General features: G+C 59.1%; 14 protein-coding genes. 3 read left to right on the forward strand and 11 right to left on the reverse strand.

Annotated features, from left to right (window positions below; all coding sequences use genetic code 11):
* Positions 1 to 43 precede the first annotated feature (43 nt).
* Entirely contained in the window at positions 44 to 796 is a 753-nt protein-coding gene (locus CRP02_RS21895; RefSeq protein ID WP_097172277.1) for a HugZ family protein, read from the forward strand.
* Between the two features lie 222 nt (positions 797 to 1018).
* Here CRP02_RS21895 and CRP02_RS21900 read toward each other — a convergent pair whose 3' ends face one another.
* From CRP02_RS21900 to CRP02_RS21910, 3 genes are all read right to left on the reverse strand, one after another.
* On the reverse strand, positions 1019 to 1360 hold the full coding sequence (locus CRP02_RS21900) for a RidA family protein (RefSeq protein ID WP_003513295.1): 342 nt from the start codon (positions 1358 to 1360) through the stop codon (positions 1019 to 1021).
* 49 nt (positions 1361 to 1409) lie between these two features.
* Positions 1410 to 1748 (reverse strand): TIGR01244 family sulfur transferase, encoded by a 339-nt coding sequence (locus tag CRP02_RS21905; protein WP_097172278.1) that lies wholly within the window; start codon positions 1746 to 1748, stop codon positions 1410 to 1412.
* Between the two features lie 142 nt (positions 1749 to 1890).
* Entirely contained in the window at positions 1891 to 2724 is an 834-nt protein-coding gene (locus tag CRP02_RS21910) for an aldose 1-epimerase family protein (protein ID WP_097172279.1), read from the reverse strand.
* A gap of 156 nt (positions 2725 to 2880) precedes the next feature.
* Between CRP02_RS21910 and CRP02_RS21915 the strand changes: the two genes are divergently transcribed.
* Positions 2881 to 4272 carry a L,D-transpeptidase family protein gene (locus tag CRP02_RS21915; RefSeq protein WP_097172280.1) on the forward strand — a complete coding sequence of 464 codons (1392 nt, stop codon included), beginning with the start codon at positions 2881 to 2883 and terminating at the stop codon, positions 4270 to 4272.
* 70 nt (positions 4273 to 4342) lie between these two features.
* On the opposite strand, the gene CRP02_RS21920 is transcribed toward CRP02_RS21915, so the two are convergent.
* Genes CRP02_RS21920 through CRP02_RS21930 form a run of 3 tightly spaced genes read right to left on the reverse strand, consistent with a single transcriptional unit; the run spans position 4343 to position 6825 of the window.
* On the reverse strand, positions 4343 to 5548 hold the full coding sequence (locus CRP02_RS21920) for an MFS transporter (protein ID WP_174002017.1): 1206 nt from the start codon (positions 5546 to 5548) through the stop codon (positions 4343 to 4345).
* 46 nt (positions 5549 to 5594) lie between these two features.
* Positions 5595 to 6242, reverse strand: coding sequence for a TetR/AcrR family transcriptional regulator (locus tag CRP02_RS21925; RefSeq protein WP_097172282.1), 648 nt, complete (start codon positions 6240 to 6242; stop codon positions 5595 to 5597).
* Positions 6243 to 6270: 28 nt separating this feature from the next.
* Complete coding sequence (locus CRP02_RS21930) at positions 6271 to 6825, reverse strand: Crp/Fnr family transcriptional regulator (protein WP_097172880.1); 555 nt, start codon at positions 6823 to 6825, stop codon at positions 6271 to 6273.
* A 57-nt stretch (positions 6826 to 6882) separates the two neighbouring features.
* On the opposite strand from CRP02_RS21930, the gene CRP02_RS21935 reads away from it, so the two are divergent.
* Complete coding sequence (locus CRP02_RS21935) at positions 6883 to 7401, forward strand: hypothetical protein (protein WP_097172283.1); 519 nt, start codon at positions 6883 to 6885, stop codon at positions 7399 to 7401.
* A 14-nt stretch (positions 7402 to 7415) separates the two neighbouring features.
* Here the strand turns inward: CRP02_RS21935 and CRP02_RS21940 are convergent, their stop codons facing one another.
* From CRP02_RS21940 to CRP02_RS21960, 5 genes are all read right to left on the reverse strand, one after another.
* Positions 7416 to 8132 carry a ParA family protein gene (locus CRP02_RS21940; RefSeq protein WP_097172284.1) on the reverse strand — a complete coding sequence of 239 codons (717 nt, stop codon included), beginning with the start codon at positions 8130 to 8132 and terminating at the stop codon, positions 7416 to 7418.
* 161 nt (positions 8133 to 8293) lie between these two features.
* Positions 8294 to 8677 carry a hypothetical protein gene (locus CRP02_RS21945; protein WP_097172285.1) on the reverse strand — a complete coding sequence of 128 codons (384 nt, stop codon included), beginning with the start codon at positions 8675 to 8677 and terminating at the stop codon, positions 8294 to 8296.
* A gap of 9 nt (positions 8678 to 8686) precedes the next feature.
* Positions 8687 to 9832: an iron-containing alcohol dehydrogenase gene (locus CRP02_RS21950; RefSeq protein WP_097172286.1), complete on the reverse strand. Its 1146-nt coding sequence runs from the start codon at positions 9830 to 9832 to the stop codon at positions 8687 to 8689.
* Positions 9829 to 11217 carry an aldehyde dehydrogenase family protein gene (locus tag CRP02_RS21955; protein ID WP_097172287.1) on the reverse strand — a complete coding sequence of 463 codons (1389 nt, stop codon included), beginning with the start codon at positions 11215 to 11217 and terminating at the stop codon, positions 9829 to 9831. Before CRP02_RS21955 ends, CRP02_RS21950 begins: the two co-directional genes overlap by 4 nt.
* 18 nt (positions 11218 to 11235) lie before the next feature.
* Positions 11236 to 12600 (reverse strand): glutamine synthetase family protein, encoded by a 1365-nt coding sequence (locus tag CRP02_RS21960; protein ID WP_013636540.1) that lies wholly within the window; start codon positions 12598 to 12600, stop codon positions 11236 to 11238.
* Positions 12601 to 12640: the final 40 nt, after the last annotated feature.

The raw sequence follows: 12640 nt of genomic DNA on the forward strand, positions 1-12640 counted from the left end.
CATGGTGTAAATCCTGACTAGAACATACAGGTTAGGAAACGACATGCCGGATGCAGCCCCTCCCGTCATCACCCCACGCGGCGCAAAGATCGAACCTTCGGCCGGTGCGCCATTCGAGGCCGTGCGCGTGGCACGCGATGTCCTGCACACATCCCGCACGGCGGCGCTCGCGACCCTCGATCCGGTCAGCGGTTATCCCTATACGACCGCCACCAATATCGGGATCGAGCCGGATGGTACGCCGTTCTTCTTCGCAGCGGGCCTGACGCTGCATGCCCGAAACATGGAGGCCGACCCGCGCATCTCGTTGACACTTGCCCCCTTCGGCAAGGGTGACGCGCTGACGCTGCCCCGGCTGACACTGGTAGGCAAGGCGGAACTAATCGATCCGGAAGAAGTAACGCTTGCCAGACAGCGCTACATCGACCGCTATCCCAAGGCAAAACTCTACCTCTCTCTTCCCGATACAAGGCTCTACCGGCTGCGGACAGAGGGCGTGCAGATCAATGGTGGCCCTGCCCGCAACGCCAGCAACATCACACCCGCCGATCTGCGCACTGACCTTTCCGACGCGGAACAGCTGATGGCTGCGGCAGCGGACGAGGCCGCGCGCCTCAACGCCATCAAGGGCGAGGCATCACGGCTGGCCGCTCTTGCGGGTGCGAAAACCGCACGCTGGAAAATCACTTCCATAGACCCTGATGGTATCGACCTCGCCTCAGCCAATGACCTGGCACGACTGTGGTTTGCAGAACGGGTGAAGACGTTGAAGCAGCTTGAGAAGGCGCTTGCTTAGCTTCTGAAATGAAGGGCGCAAGCGATTCACAAACCTGGGACAATCGCCTCTCCTCCGTCATGCTCGGGCCTGTCCCGAGCATCTGCTACCTATCAATTTGCGATACGTGATTGGATCCTCGGGGCAAGTCCGAGGATGACAAAACGAGCGTTTCGAATTTTCCCAACAAAAAAGGCCGGGCTGCATTCCGCAACCCGGCCTGTCTCAAAATCAAACCGTTACTCAGAGAGCAGCGGTAACGATGAACTCAACCTTGTAGTCCGGAGTAGCAAGCGCCGCTTCGCTGGTGGCGCGGGCCGGCGGGTTTGCCGGGTCGATCCAGCCTTCCCAGACGGCGTTCATTTCGCCGAAGGTGGACATGTCGGAGAGGTAGATGATGGTCTGCAGGATCTTCGACTTGTCGGAACCGGCAGCGGCCAGCAGACGATCGACTTCAGCCAGCGCCGACTTGCTCTGATCGGTCACGGACACGCCCTCACCGACCTGGCCGGCCAGATAAACGGTGTTGCCGTGGATGACGGCGCCGCTCATGCGCTTGCCCGGCTCGATACGCTTGATGGTCATGGAAAACTCCTGTTGATTGGCTTTAGAAAATCGAATTATCCGCGGAAAATCAGCCGCGCAGGTGGTGGGTCTTTTCGTAGATCGCGGTCGAGCGCGCGCCGGAACGGCAATAGCCGAGCATCGGGCGCTGCAATTCGTCAAGCGCATCCACCATGCCGGTAACCGCATCCGCATCGACGCCGTAGCGGCCAACCGGTACATGCACGATGGTCAGGCCAAGCTGTTCGGCACGCTCGGCAATATCGGCGAAAAGCGGCTGGCCTTCTTCTTCGCCGTCCGGGCGGTGGCAGACGATCGACTTGAAGCCGAATGCCTTGACCTCGTCGAGATCGGCAACGCTGATCTGTCCCGTGACCGAATATTCGTCGTCTATGCGCCTGATATCCATATTAATGCCTCCGCTTAAACCGGCGCCTTGGCGCCGCTGGCACGCTGTCGCCACTGTCTGAAATCCGCATCCGATGTAAGGGCTCAAAACCCTTGCGTCAATGATGCGGCGCCCTCATTCGGTACGCCATTCAGTCCCCTATTCAGAGGATGGAAAAGCGAAGACCATAGGAGCGGCTTTCGCCCGGCTGCAGCATGTTGAACTCGCCGGCGGCCTCAAGCTCCCCGCGCCCCACCCAGCGGTGCGAAACCGGTTCGATGCCAAGCACATTGGCCGGATCCTTCTGGTTCCGCCACATCTGCAGATAGGGCAACGTCTCCGTGCCGAAACGTACTCTCAGCGTCTTGCCGCCAATTGCGGCAATCGGACCGAGCGCAAGTTCCGCCCATTCGTCCTGACCGGCGGGAACACAGAACACCGTGCCCGGCTCCTCGCCAAAGCGCCAGCCATGACCACCGCCATCGAGCATGGCACCTTCCAGCCGAACGGCCTCGTCAAACAGCCGCGCGCCGACATTCATGTGGTACATCAGAAAGACCGGGATCGGCCGCGAACTCGTATTGACGATCCGGTCATCGAGGCTGACTTCGCCGCTTTCGCCATCGATGCGCCATGTCCGCTCCAGAAGGGCCATGCCGCCATCGGCAAGGTTCACGGGAACCTCGGCACGCGCCAATGCATTGGACTCATGAACGTCGAAGGCAACTATCTTGGCGGGATGCGCGGAGAAGGACCCATGCAAAGGATATCGACGCCCCTCGCCCTCACCGCCGATCGGTTCGGGATGGCGGATATGATCGGGACCGCAGGTGAACAGAAAGCCTTCCAGCGAATGGTCGATGCGCGGATCGCCATCATCTGGAATGGCACGGCCGGGCGCGATGTCGATACCATCGACAACACAGGCGCCAATATCGAAAACGGAGGTTTCATCGAGGAAAATGCGTGGCGATTTGCCGGCCTGAAACGAACGCAAGACAACCTCCCTGTGGCAGTAAAAGCGCAATAATCACGGAAACGCTACTAACCGTGACGTAAATTAAGATTGCTTTAACCGTGAATTCACCTTTTTCACAATAGGGTCAAGATTGCGGTGTGTTTATCGGTGAACGAAGTAAGGGATAGCAGAATCGTGAAACAGTTTGTTAACGCAGCTCTGGGTCTGGCGATTGCCTTGGCGGCGGTTTGCGCGCCTCTACAGGCTGGCGCTCAGCAGCGTTATGGCTATCAGGAACAGCCGGTTCTGGTGACGCCGGATGGCCGTGTTCTCGATTTCGTGCCCCAACGTGGCGACATCGTCATCAGTCGCGACAATATGGGCCGCACGGTCTTTTATGACCGGTACGGCAACCTGCTGGCCACTGAAATGCCGTCAGGCTATCAGCAGCGGCAACAGGTACAGCAGCGCGACACCACCTATTATCCCCCGGCCCCCGGCGGCGAGTATCGTGAGCCGCAGCGCGATTACGGTTATCAGGAAAATGGAAGCGTGCGCGATTACCGCGAATATCGCGGCAATGGTTCCGGCGACGATGTCTATACCGGCTCGGTTCCCGGCCCGGGCGCTGTCGAAAGCGCGCCGCTCAACCAGCCGATGCCCGAAGAAAGCACCACGGCTGCTGTTCCGCAGCCGCAGCACCTGATCGAGCGCCACACGCCCGTCACCACACCGGTCAACAGGTCCCGTCAGGAGATCGTAGCACTTCAGACTTTCCTCGACCGCGAAGGCATCTCGCCCGGCGTGATCGATGGCAAGATGGGCGACAACGTCAACAAGGCAATTGCCGCCTGGCAGGACATGACCGGCGAAAAGCTCGACCCGAACAATTCCGAGGACATTCTCGAGCGTCTGCGCGCCTCCGGCGGTATGCCGATCGTCGATTATACGATCACCGCAGCCGATGCAGCCGGCCCCTATGTCGCTTCCATTCCGGATGACTATGCGGAGAAGTCGCAGCTACCCGCCCTCTCCTTCACCTCCACGTCGGAGGCGCTGGCCGAACGCTTCCACATGGACGAGACCTATCTGAAAGAACTGAACCCCGGCATCGATTTCTCCGTGCCCGGCACCATCATCAAGGTGGTCAATCCGGGGGAACCGAAAAAGGGACAGGTGGCCCGCATCGTCGCGCATAAGGGCATCAAGCAGGTCTTCGCTTATGGAGAGGATGGCGCTCTGATCGCCGCTTATCCCGCCACCATCGGTTCTACGGACACGCCTTCGCCAAGCGGCACGCACACGGTCGAGCGCGTCGCGCTTAATCCGGGTTACACCTACAATCCGAAGATCAACTTCAGGCAGGGCCAGAACGACAAGATCCTGCAAATTCCGCCGGGTCCAAACGGCCCTGTCGGCACGGTCTGGATTGCCCTGTCCAAACCGACCTACGGCATCCACGGCACGCCGGAACCCTCGAAGATCGGCAAGACCAACAGCCACGGCTGTATTCGCCTCACCAACTGGGATGCGACGGAGCTGGCAAAAATGGTCCGCCCCGGCGTCGTGGTTGAATTCGCGGAATAGGATTGACCGCGAAGACGAATTGCAAAAGCCCGGCGGATGTCATTCCGCCGGGCTTTTTCGTTGATGGATGTTATCCGCGCTTTTCAGTCAGGAAGTAAAGCAGCGCCGCCGCTGGTAGAGCAAAGCCGACCCAGGACGCAGCACCCCATTCCCCCACGGAATAGGCCCAGCCGCCGACGGCAGAGCCGATCGCTCCGCCCATGAAAAATGTCGCCATGTAGACGCCGTTCAGACGGCTGCGGAATTCCGCCCCGAGCGTGAAGATGGCGCGCTGACCGAGCACCAGATTGGTGGTGACGCCGAAATCGAGAACGATGGCGGCGACCACGAGAATGCCGAGTGCCAGATGCGATCCTTCCGGCGCAAGATGCGTGACGGCGAATGACAGCGCCGCTGCCACCATCGCGGCAAAAGTAGCGGCATAGGTCCAGCCCCGGTCAGCCATGCGCCCCGCAATCGGAGCGGCGACGGTGCCTGCTGCACCGGCAAGGGCAAACAGCGCAATCTGACCCTGGCTGAGATTGAAATGCGGCCCGCTCAGGTAAAGCGGCGTCGTCGTCCAGAACAGACTGAAGGCAGCAAACAGGAAGGCGTGATAGATCGCCCGCCGCCGCAGGATAGGCGTATGGGCGGCAAGCCTGCCCATGGATGCCATCAACGCGCCATAACCCAGCCTTGCCTCCGGCACACGAACGGGCAAAAGGCGATAGAGCACAACGGCGAGAATCGCCATGACGCCAGCCGATGTCAGGAACACACCGCGCCAGGAGACCACTTCCGAGAGGAGGCTGGAAACCGGGCGCGCCAGCATGATGCCGGCCATCAGTCCACTCATGACATTGCCGACCACCCGCCCTCGAATAGCGTGCGGCGCCATGTGCGCCGCATAGGGAACGATAACCTGCACCGCGACCGAACTGATACCCACCAGAAAGGCGGCAATCAGAAAAGGCGCCGCATGCGGGGCAAAAGCCGCCGCGAGGAGCGCAAGCACCGCCATCGAAACGGTACTGACGACCAGCCTGCGATTCTCGACCAGATCGCCTAGCGGCACGACGAACAGCAGGCCGACGCCGTAACCGATCTGCGTCAGGGTCACGATCAGACCGGTTGCGCCGGCAGACAGGCCAAGCTCCGCACCGATGATGCCGGCAAGGGGCTGGCCATAATAAAGATTAGCCGCAATCAGTCCGCAGGCGGTAGCCAGCAGAAAAGTCAGCGCCGGGGAAATGGATGTTTCGTAAACATCCTCCCCTTCAACTACACGCGTCGTCATCATTTTCTCCAATATGGAAACGAATGTTTCCTAAATAGCCACAAAATCATTCCGCAAGTTTCAGGGCGATATTCACCACGGCCGTCATCTCTTCCAAACTGCGCCCGGTCTTTCCCACCACCCGCATGCCGTACATCATGCACAACATCGCTCTGGCGAGATCATCCGGATCAGTCTTCGACTGCACGGAACCATCCCTCTGCCCTTCAGCCACAAGGCGGGCAACGATCCGCTCCCTCGCCTTCACCGCCCGCTCGACCACGACAGCGATATCGTCGTCCAGTGCGGCGAGATCGGCGGCAGCACCAACCACGAGGCATCCATCCGAACCGGTGGCACCGTGGGACCGTTCCGCATAAAACATCAGGCCGGCTCGCAAACGCTCGTAACCGGTATCATAACCGGCAACGGCGGCTTCAAACCGCTCCGTCTGCAAGATCCTGTAGCGCTCCATCGTCGCGATGAAGATGGATTTCTTGTCCTTGAACGCCTTGTAGAGACTGCCCTGCGCCAGTTCCATCGCATCGGTAAGATCACCGACAGAGGTAGCGTGATACCCGCGCCTCGAAAAAACACGGATTGCTCCATCAAGCGCGCGGTCGATATCGAACTCGCGCGGCCTGCCGCGATGGCGTTGTTCCGGGGAATTGGTGTGGATGGTATCGATCATGGCTGCAATATAGGAAACGATCATTTCCAAATCAAGTCAATAATTAAACCCGCTAGATTGATGAAGCCGGGCGTTTGGCAAGTTCGCGATAAAGCGCTTCGGGGGAAACGCCTATTTCCTCAGCCAGGCTCTTCCATTGGCCCTTTGGCGGAAGCTGGCCATCATTGAATGCGGTCCACGCATCGAGCCGCGCCCCGACCGAGCGCAGCGCCAGTATTTCGGCGCGCGTCCTGACCTTCTGCAACTCGCCGGAAACATGGCTCATCCATCCGCGTGCGAATACCGGCTCCCGCTCCAGCAATTGCCGCACTGTCATCATCGGCACGAGCAGGACACGGCCAGCCATCATCGCCACTGCATCGCAATGATATTGATCCGAGAACACCGAGGCTTCGGCAAGAACTGTCATCGGTCCCGCACGTTGCAACACTGCGCCATTGCCATCGGCCTGAAACCGCATCAGATGCACATATCCCTCGACCACGAGAAACAGCATGTGTATGGCATCGCCTCGATGGAAAAGGGTCTCGCCCTTTTCAAAAGACTTCGAGGCGGCAGCCTTCGGGCGAAGATAGTTGAAAATCAGATTGGACATGATCTCTATCATGTCCAGAAAAGGCATCGGCTGGCAAGGTCAGGAGATCGAAGCAATCAGGTAGCCACCATGAAATCCACTCTCCTCGTTCTTCTCGTCGCCCTTCTGCCCCTCTCCGCCGCGGCAGAACAGCAGCATCAGCATCTTTCGGCCCAGGCCAGTGGACATAGCTTAAACATCAAAAGCCTCTCGGCTGAAGACATTGCCGAGCTGGAGAAGGGTGGCGGATGGGGTTTTGCGAAAGCGGCCGATCTCAATGGAATTCCGGGGCCTTCGCATGTTCAGAAAATGGCGGAGCAACTGGCATTGACGGCGCAGCAGCTGGCCTCGGTGCAACGGCTATTCGAGACCATGCAAGACAATGCCGCGATAGAGGGAAAACAATTGATCGCCAGGGAAGCGGCATTGGAGGCCGCTTTCCGTGATGGCACGATAGAGGCGGATCAACTGCGTGCCCGCCTCGATATTATCGAGGCAAGCCGCGCGAAGCTCCGATACATCCACCTTGCCGCCCATCTCGAAACGGTCAAGCTACTGAACAGGGAGCAGATCGCACGTTACAACGAGCTGCGCGGCTCCACACGCTAGCCGGGAAATTGTGCTCAGGCCGCCTTGCGGGTGAAAAGGCGCGCAGGTTGCGTGCCGAGCCTCAACAGGCGTTTCGGCAAAAGGCCTAGCACCTCGCCCGCGAATGCTTTCGCATTCTCCACCGCCTTGTCGATATTGCTGACCTTGTCCTTATCGAGACAGAGAAGAGTGCCGCCATAATCGAAGATATCGCGATAGGCCGCTCTTTCGACAATCGGCGTATTCAGAATCGAAACGTTCTTCTCGGCCAGCAGCATTTTGACGAGCAGCAGCGAGCGGGTCGCCACCATGGCGTTGACCCGCGTCAGCACGATGGAATGGGCGATCGCCTTGCCCATCTTGCGGTTCAGGAATTCGATATGGTCAAGAACCTCGGCTGCCCCGCGCGCATCCATGGCGCAGCCCTGCACCGGTATCAGCACATGGTCGGAAATACCAAGCGCCATGGTCAGAAGCGGGTTTTTCGCTCCCGGCAGATCGATGATGAAACAGTCGGTATTGGCATTGTTTTCGCGGATATGCCCCTCGAGGGACGCCATCGTCACATGCGAAATTACCGAGAGATTTTCGATCTCTCCTGATAATTCGTGCCAGCGGGAAATCCACAATTGCGGATCGGCATCCAGCACGGTCACGCGGTGGCCGCTGCGGGCGAGTTCGGTTGCCAGAAGCAGCACGGCAGTTGTTTTTCCCGCGCCGCCCTTGGTGTTGGCAAAAGTAATGACAGGCATGATATCCCCTGATGATCAGAGCCGTTTCATGCTCATTCGCGCACCGAACCAATCATGGTGCTTTCCATAACCTTAACGAACATGGTTAAGAAAAGACTAAGATCGTTTGTGGGGACAACAAAAAGCCCGCGATAAATCGCGGGCTTTTGCCATCTGATTGATCACGCCAGCTTACGGCAGGAACCCACATCGTCCGCACGCAGGCGGCCGGCTTTTAGATCCTCGTACTTCGGCAAGTTCAGGGAACTGCCCAGCCTTTTCTCAACGGTTGCACGATCAAGCGTAATCATGCGTCCGGCGCTGGTGAAGGAGACAATGCCATTCTTTCCAGAATACGCCATAGTCGCGCGCATTTCACAGAAGTAGCGGTCTGAGCCCCTGGACAAATTCCATCCCTGGATTCCTGCCTTATTGCTCGACAGAGCTCCGACTTTGTAACCCTGACCGGAAAGTTCCTTGAAAGAAGCAGCCTGAGCCACGAGGGGCAGGCTTAGAAACGCCACTGCGAGCAATGGCGAAAAAACTGAAAATCTCATGGCTGCCATAACTACTTTTTAAAAGCAGTCCTCAAACAATTTCCTGGTATTCTCCAGCGTCATCGGCACCGGATTGCCGCCGCAGCTCGGATCCTTGATCGCTTCTGCCGCCAGTTCGTCGATGCGGTCAGGCTTGATACCCATGGCGGTCAGGTTATCAGGCACGCCGAGTTCCTTGCGAAGCTCCAGCACATAATCATAGAAACCATCGAAACCGCCCGAAATGCCGAGATATGCGGCAGCGCGGGCAATCTTGTCTTCGATGGCCGGGCGGTTGAAACGCAGGACCGCCGGCATCACGACCGCATTGGTCATGCCGTGATGGGTGTTATAGACCGCGCCGATCGGGTGCGAGAGCGAGTGAATGGCGCCGAGACCCTTCTGGAAGGCAACCGCCCCCATCGCAGCCGCCGCCATCATATTGGTGCGCGCTTCGATGTCAGTGCCGTCCTTATAGGCGCGTGGCAGAAATTCCTTGACCAGCCGCAGACCCTCGAGCGCAACGCCAGCGCTCATCGGATGGAAGAACGGCGACGAATAGGCTTCGAGGCAATGGGCAAAGGCGTCCATGCCCGTGCCTGCCGTGATGACCTTCGGCATGCCGACCGTCAGTTCCGGATCGCAGATGACGACGCCGGGCAAAAGCTTCGGATGGAAGATGATCTTCTTCACATGGGTCTGCGAATTGGTGATGACGCTGGCGCGGCCGACTTCCGAACCGGTGCCCGCCGTCGTCGGAACCGCGACGATGGGCGCGATCTTCGAGGCGTCCGCCCGCGTCCACCAGTCACCGATATCCTCGAAATCCCAGACCGGGCGCATCTGCCCGGCCATGAAGGCGATGGTCTTGCCAAGATCGAGGCCGGAACCACCGCCGAAGGCGACGACGCCGTCATGGCCGCCATCGCGATAGGCTTTTACGCCGGCTTCCATGTTGATTTCGTTGGGGTTCGGATCGACATCGGCGAAGATCGCCCGGCCGAGCCCAGCCTCTTCCAGTACATCGAGCGCATGCGCGGTAATCGCCATATTGGCAAGGCCGCGATCCGTGACGAGAAGCGGCTTCTTGATGCCGAGCGTCTTGCAGGCTTCCGCCAGTTCCTTGATCCGGCCACGGCCAAGCTTGACGGCTGTGGGATAGCTCCAGTTGGCGACGATATTCATTTCGTGACTTTCTTCAGATGGTAGGATTTAGGTCGGGTCAGGTTCTGGAAACCGAGAACGGAAAGCGAGCCGCCACGGCCCGTTTCCTTCACACCTGTCCAGCAGAGCGCGGGATCGAGATAATCCGCACGGTTCATGAACACGGTCCCGGTTTCGATCTCACGGCCGATCCGCCCGGCACGCGCTGCATCCTGCGTCCAGAGCGAGGCGGTGAGGCCAAATTTGCTGTCATTCATCAGGGCGATGGCCTCGTCGTCGTTCTTCACCTTCATGATGCCAAGAGCGGGGCCGAAGGTTTCTTCGGTCATGAACTCCATGGAATGATCGACATTGACGAGCACTTGCGGAGCGACGTAAGCGCTCTCGCCGTCATCGGCAGGGAAAAGCTTGGGATCGACCAAAGCCTTGGCGCCCTTTGAGACGGCATCAGCGATCTGTGCGCGCACCACTTTGGCGAAACGCTTGTTGGCCATCGGCCCGAGTGTCGTTTCCTGCTCCAGCGGATTGCCGAGCTTGTAATTGGACACCCACGCCACGGACTTCTCGACGAATGCGTCATAGAGGTTTTCGTTGACGTAGATACGCTCGATGCCGCAGCAGCATTGCCCGGAATTATAGGTCGCGCCATCCATCAGCGTATCGACGGCAGCGTCGAGATCAGCATCCTCCATCACATAGCCGGGGTCCTTGCCGCCGAGTTCAAGCCCGAGACCGGTGAAGGTGCCGGCAGCAGCGCGCTCAATGGCTCGGCCGCCTTCCACCGAACCGGTGAAGTTGACGAAATTGAACAGGCCTTCGGAGATCAGCGCCGAGGTCGTCGCATGATCGAGGAAGACATTGATGAAGACATCCTCAGGCACGCCCGCCTCGACGAAAGCCCGCACCATCCGCTCGCCGACGAGAAGCGTCTGCGCCGCATGTTTGATGACGACTGTGTTGCCGGCCATCAGAGCCGGGGCAACGGTATTGATCGCCGTCATGTAAGGATAGTTCCACGGCGCGATGACGAAGACCACGCCATGTGCTTCGCGCTCGATGCGGCGTTCGAAATTGCCGCTTTCCTCGATGACGAGCGGCGCCAACGCATCCGCCGCAATGGAGGCGACATAGTTGGAGCGCTCGTTGAAGCCCTTGAACTCGCCGCCATAACGAACCGGGCGGCCCATCATATGCGCCAGTTCCGGCACCACCTCGGCTACCATTTCGTTAAGGCGCGCCACACCTTTGAGAACCAGCTGAACGCGGTCCTCAAGCGGACGTCGCGCCCAGTCCTTCTGCGCCTTGCGCGCTTTCGAAACGGCGGCGCGCGCCGCTTCCAGCGACATCGCCTCCCGCTCGGCATAAACCGAGCCGTCGATGGGCGAGATATTCTGGATCATGGTCATGATGTTTTCCCGTAATGATTAGGCTCTCTCGAAACCGCGCGCCACTTCCCAGTCGGTCACGCGGCGGTCGTATTCTTCCTGCTCCCACCTTGCGGCATGCACATAGTGATCGACCACGTCGTCGCCAAAGGCCTCACGCAGCATTTTCGATCCGTCCAGGAAGGCGGTCGCGTCGCGCAATGTCTTGGGTATCTCGCGCACGTCCTTCCCGCCATAGGCGTCACCAACAAAAGCGGGCTCAAGTTCGAGTTTATTTTCAATGCCGTCAATGCCCGCCGCAAGAAGAGCGGCCATGGCGAGATAGGGATTGAGATCCGACCCGCCGACCCGGCACTCGATACGGATGCCCTTGGTTTCCGCGCCGCAAAGGCGGTATCCTGCCGTGCGGTTGTCGAGGCTCCAGATCGCCTTGGTCGGCGCAAAGGTGCCAGCCATGAACCGCTTGTAGGAATTGATGTAGGGCGCCAGGAAATAGGTGATGTCGCTGGCATGCGCCAGAAGCCCGGCAACATAATGCCGCATCACATCCGACATGCCGTGTTCGCCGTCCTTGTCGAGGAAAGCCGGCTTGCCATCCAGGCTCCACAGCGACTGGTGGATATGCGAGGAACTGCCGGCGGCATTGTAGTTCCACTTGGCGAGGAAGGTCACCGCCTTACCCTTCGACCAGGCGATCTCCTTGGTGGCGTTCTTTATGATGGCGTGCCGGTCGGCCATGGTCAGCGCCTCGGCATAACGCACATTGATTTCCGCCTGACCGGGAGACGCCTCGCCCTTGGAATTCTCGACCGGAATTCCCGCACCCTGCAAGCCCTTGCGCAGCGCCCGCATGACGTCCTCTTCCTTGGTCGTCTGGAAGATATGATAATCCTCGTTGTAGCCGCTGGCGAGGTTCAGGTCCCTGTAGCCGCTGGCGCGTGCCGCATCGAAAGTCTGGTCGAACAGGAAAAATTCGAGCTCGGTGGCCATATAGGCCTTCAGCCCCATCGCCTCCAGCCGCGCCACCTGCTTTTTCAGCAGCGCGCGCGGCGAATGCGGCACTTCTTCATGGGTGTGGTGATCGAGCACATCGCACAGAACCAGTGCCGTGCCTTCCAGCCACGGCACCTTCCGCAGCGTCGAAAGGTCGGGCTTCAGCGTATAGTCACCATAGCCCTTTTCCCAGCTTGAGGATTTGTAACCGGGAACGGTTTCCATCTCCATGTCGGTGGCAAGCACATAGTTGCAGCTATGGGTTTCCTCAAAGGCGCTTTCAACGAAAAACTCCGCCTGGAACCGTTTGCCCATCAGACGCCCCTGCATGTCGACAAGGCAGGCCAGAACCGTGTCGATGCGCCCTTCGGCCACATCCATCTTCAGCGCGTCGAATGTATAGCTCGTCATTTTGTCCATCCCTTTTCGTGTATCGAGCAGGCGGCCGGTA

Origin of the sequence: Rhizobium sp. AN5 (assembly GCF_900215255.1) — a bacterium.
GTDB classification, from domain to species: Bacteria; Pseudomonadota; Alphaproteobacteria; order Rhizobiales; family Rhizobiaceae; genus Agrobacterium; species Agrobacterium tumefaciens.

Bases quoted from the DNA above. Each gene is read 5' to 3' on its own strand.
- CRP02_RS21895 (WP_097172277.1), top strand. From the start codon at position 44: ATGCCGGATGCAGCCCCTCCCGTCATCACCCCACGCGGCGCAAAGATC.
- CRP02_RS21900 (WP_003513295.1), bottom strand. From the start codon at position 1,360: ATGACCATCAAGCGTATCGAGCCGGGCAAGCGCATGAGCGGCGCCGTC.
- CRP02_RS21905 (WP_097172278.1), bottom strand. From the start codon at position 1,748: ATGGATATCAGGCGCATAGACGACGAATATTCGGTCACGGGACAGATC.
- CRP02_RS21920 (WP_174002017.1), bottom strand. From the start codon at position 5,548: ATGACGACGCGTGTAGTTGAAGGGGAGGATGTTTACGAAACATCCATT.
- CRP02_RS21925 (WP_097172282.1), bottom strand. From the start codon at position 6,242: ATGATCGTTTCCTATATTGCAGCCATGATCGATACCATCCACACCAAT.
- CRP02_RS21930 (WP_097172880.1), bottom strand. From the start codon at position 6,825: ATGATAGAGATCATGTCCAATCTGATTTTCAACTATCTTCGCCCGAAG.
- CRP02_RS21935 (WP_097172283.1), top strand. From the start codon at position 6,883: ATGAAATCCACTCTCCTCGTTCTTCTCGTCGCCCTTCTGCCCCTCTCC.
- CRP02_RS21940 (WP_097172284.1), bottom strand. From the start codon at position 8,132: ATGCCTGTCATTACTTTTGCCAACACCAAGGGCGGCGCGGGAAAAACA.
- CRP02_RS21945 (WP_097172285.1), bottom strand. From the start codon at position 8,677: ATGGCAGCCATGAGATTTTCAGTTTTTTCGCCATTGCTCGCAGTGGCG.
- CRP02_RS21950 (WP_097172286.1), bottom strand. From the start codon at position 9,832: ATGAATATCGTCGCCAACTGGAGCTATCCCACAGCCGTCAAGCTTGGC.
- CRP02_RS21955 (WP_097172287.1), bottom strand. From the start codon at position 11,217: ATGACCATGATCCAGAATATCTCGCCCATCGACGGCTCGGTTTATGCC.
- CRP02_RS21960 (WP_013636540.1), bottom strand. From the start codon at position 12,600: ATGACGAGCTATACATTCGACGCGCTGAAGATGGATGTGGCCGAAGGG.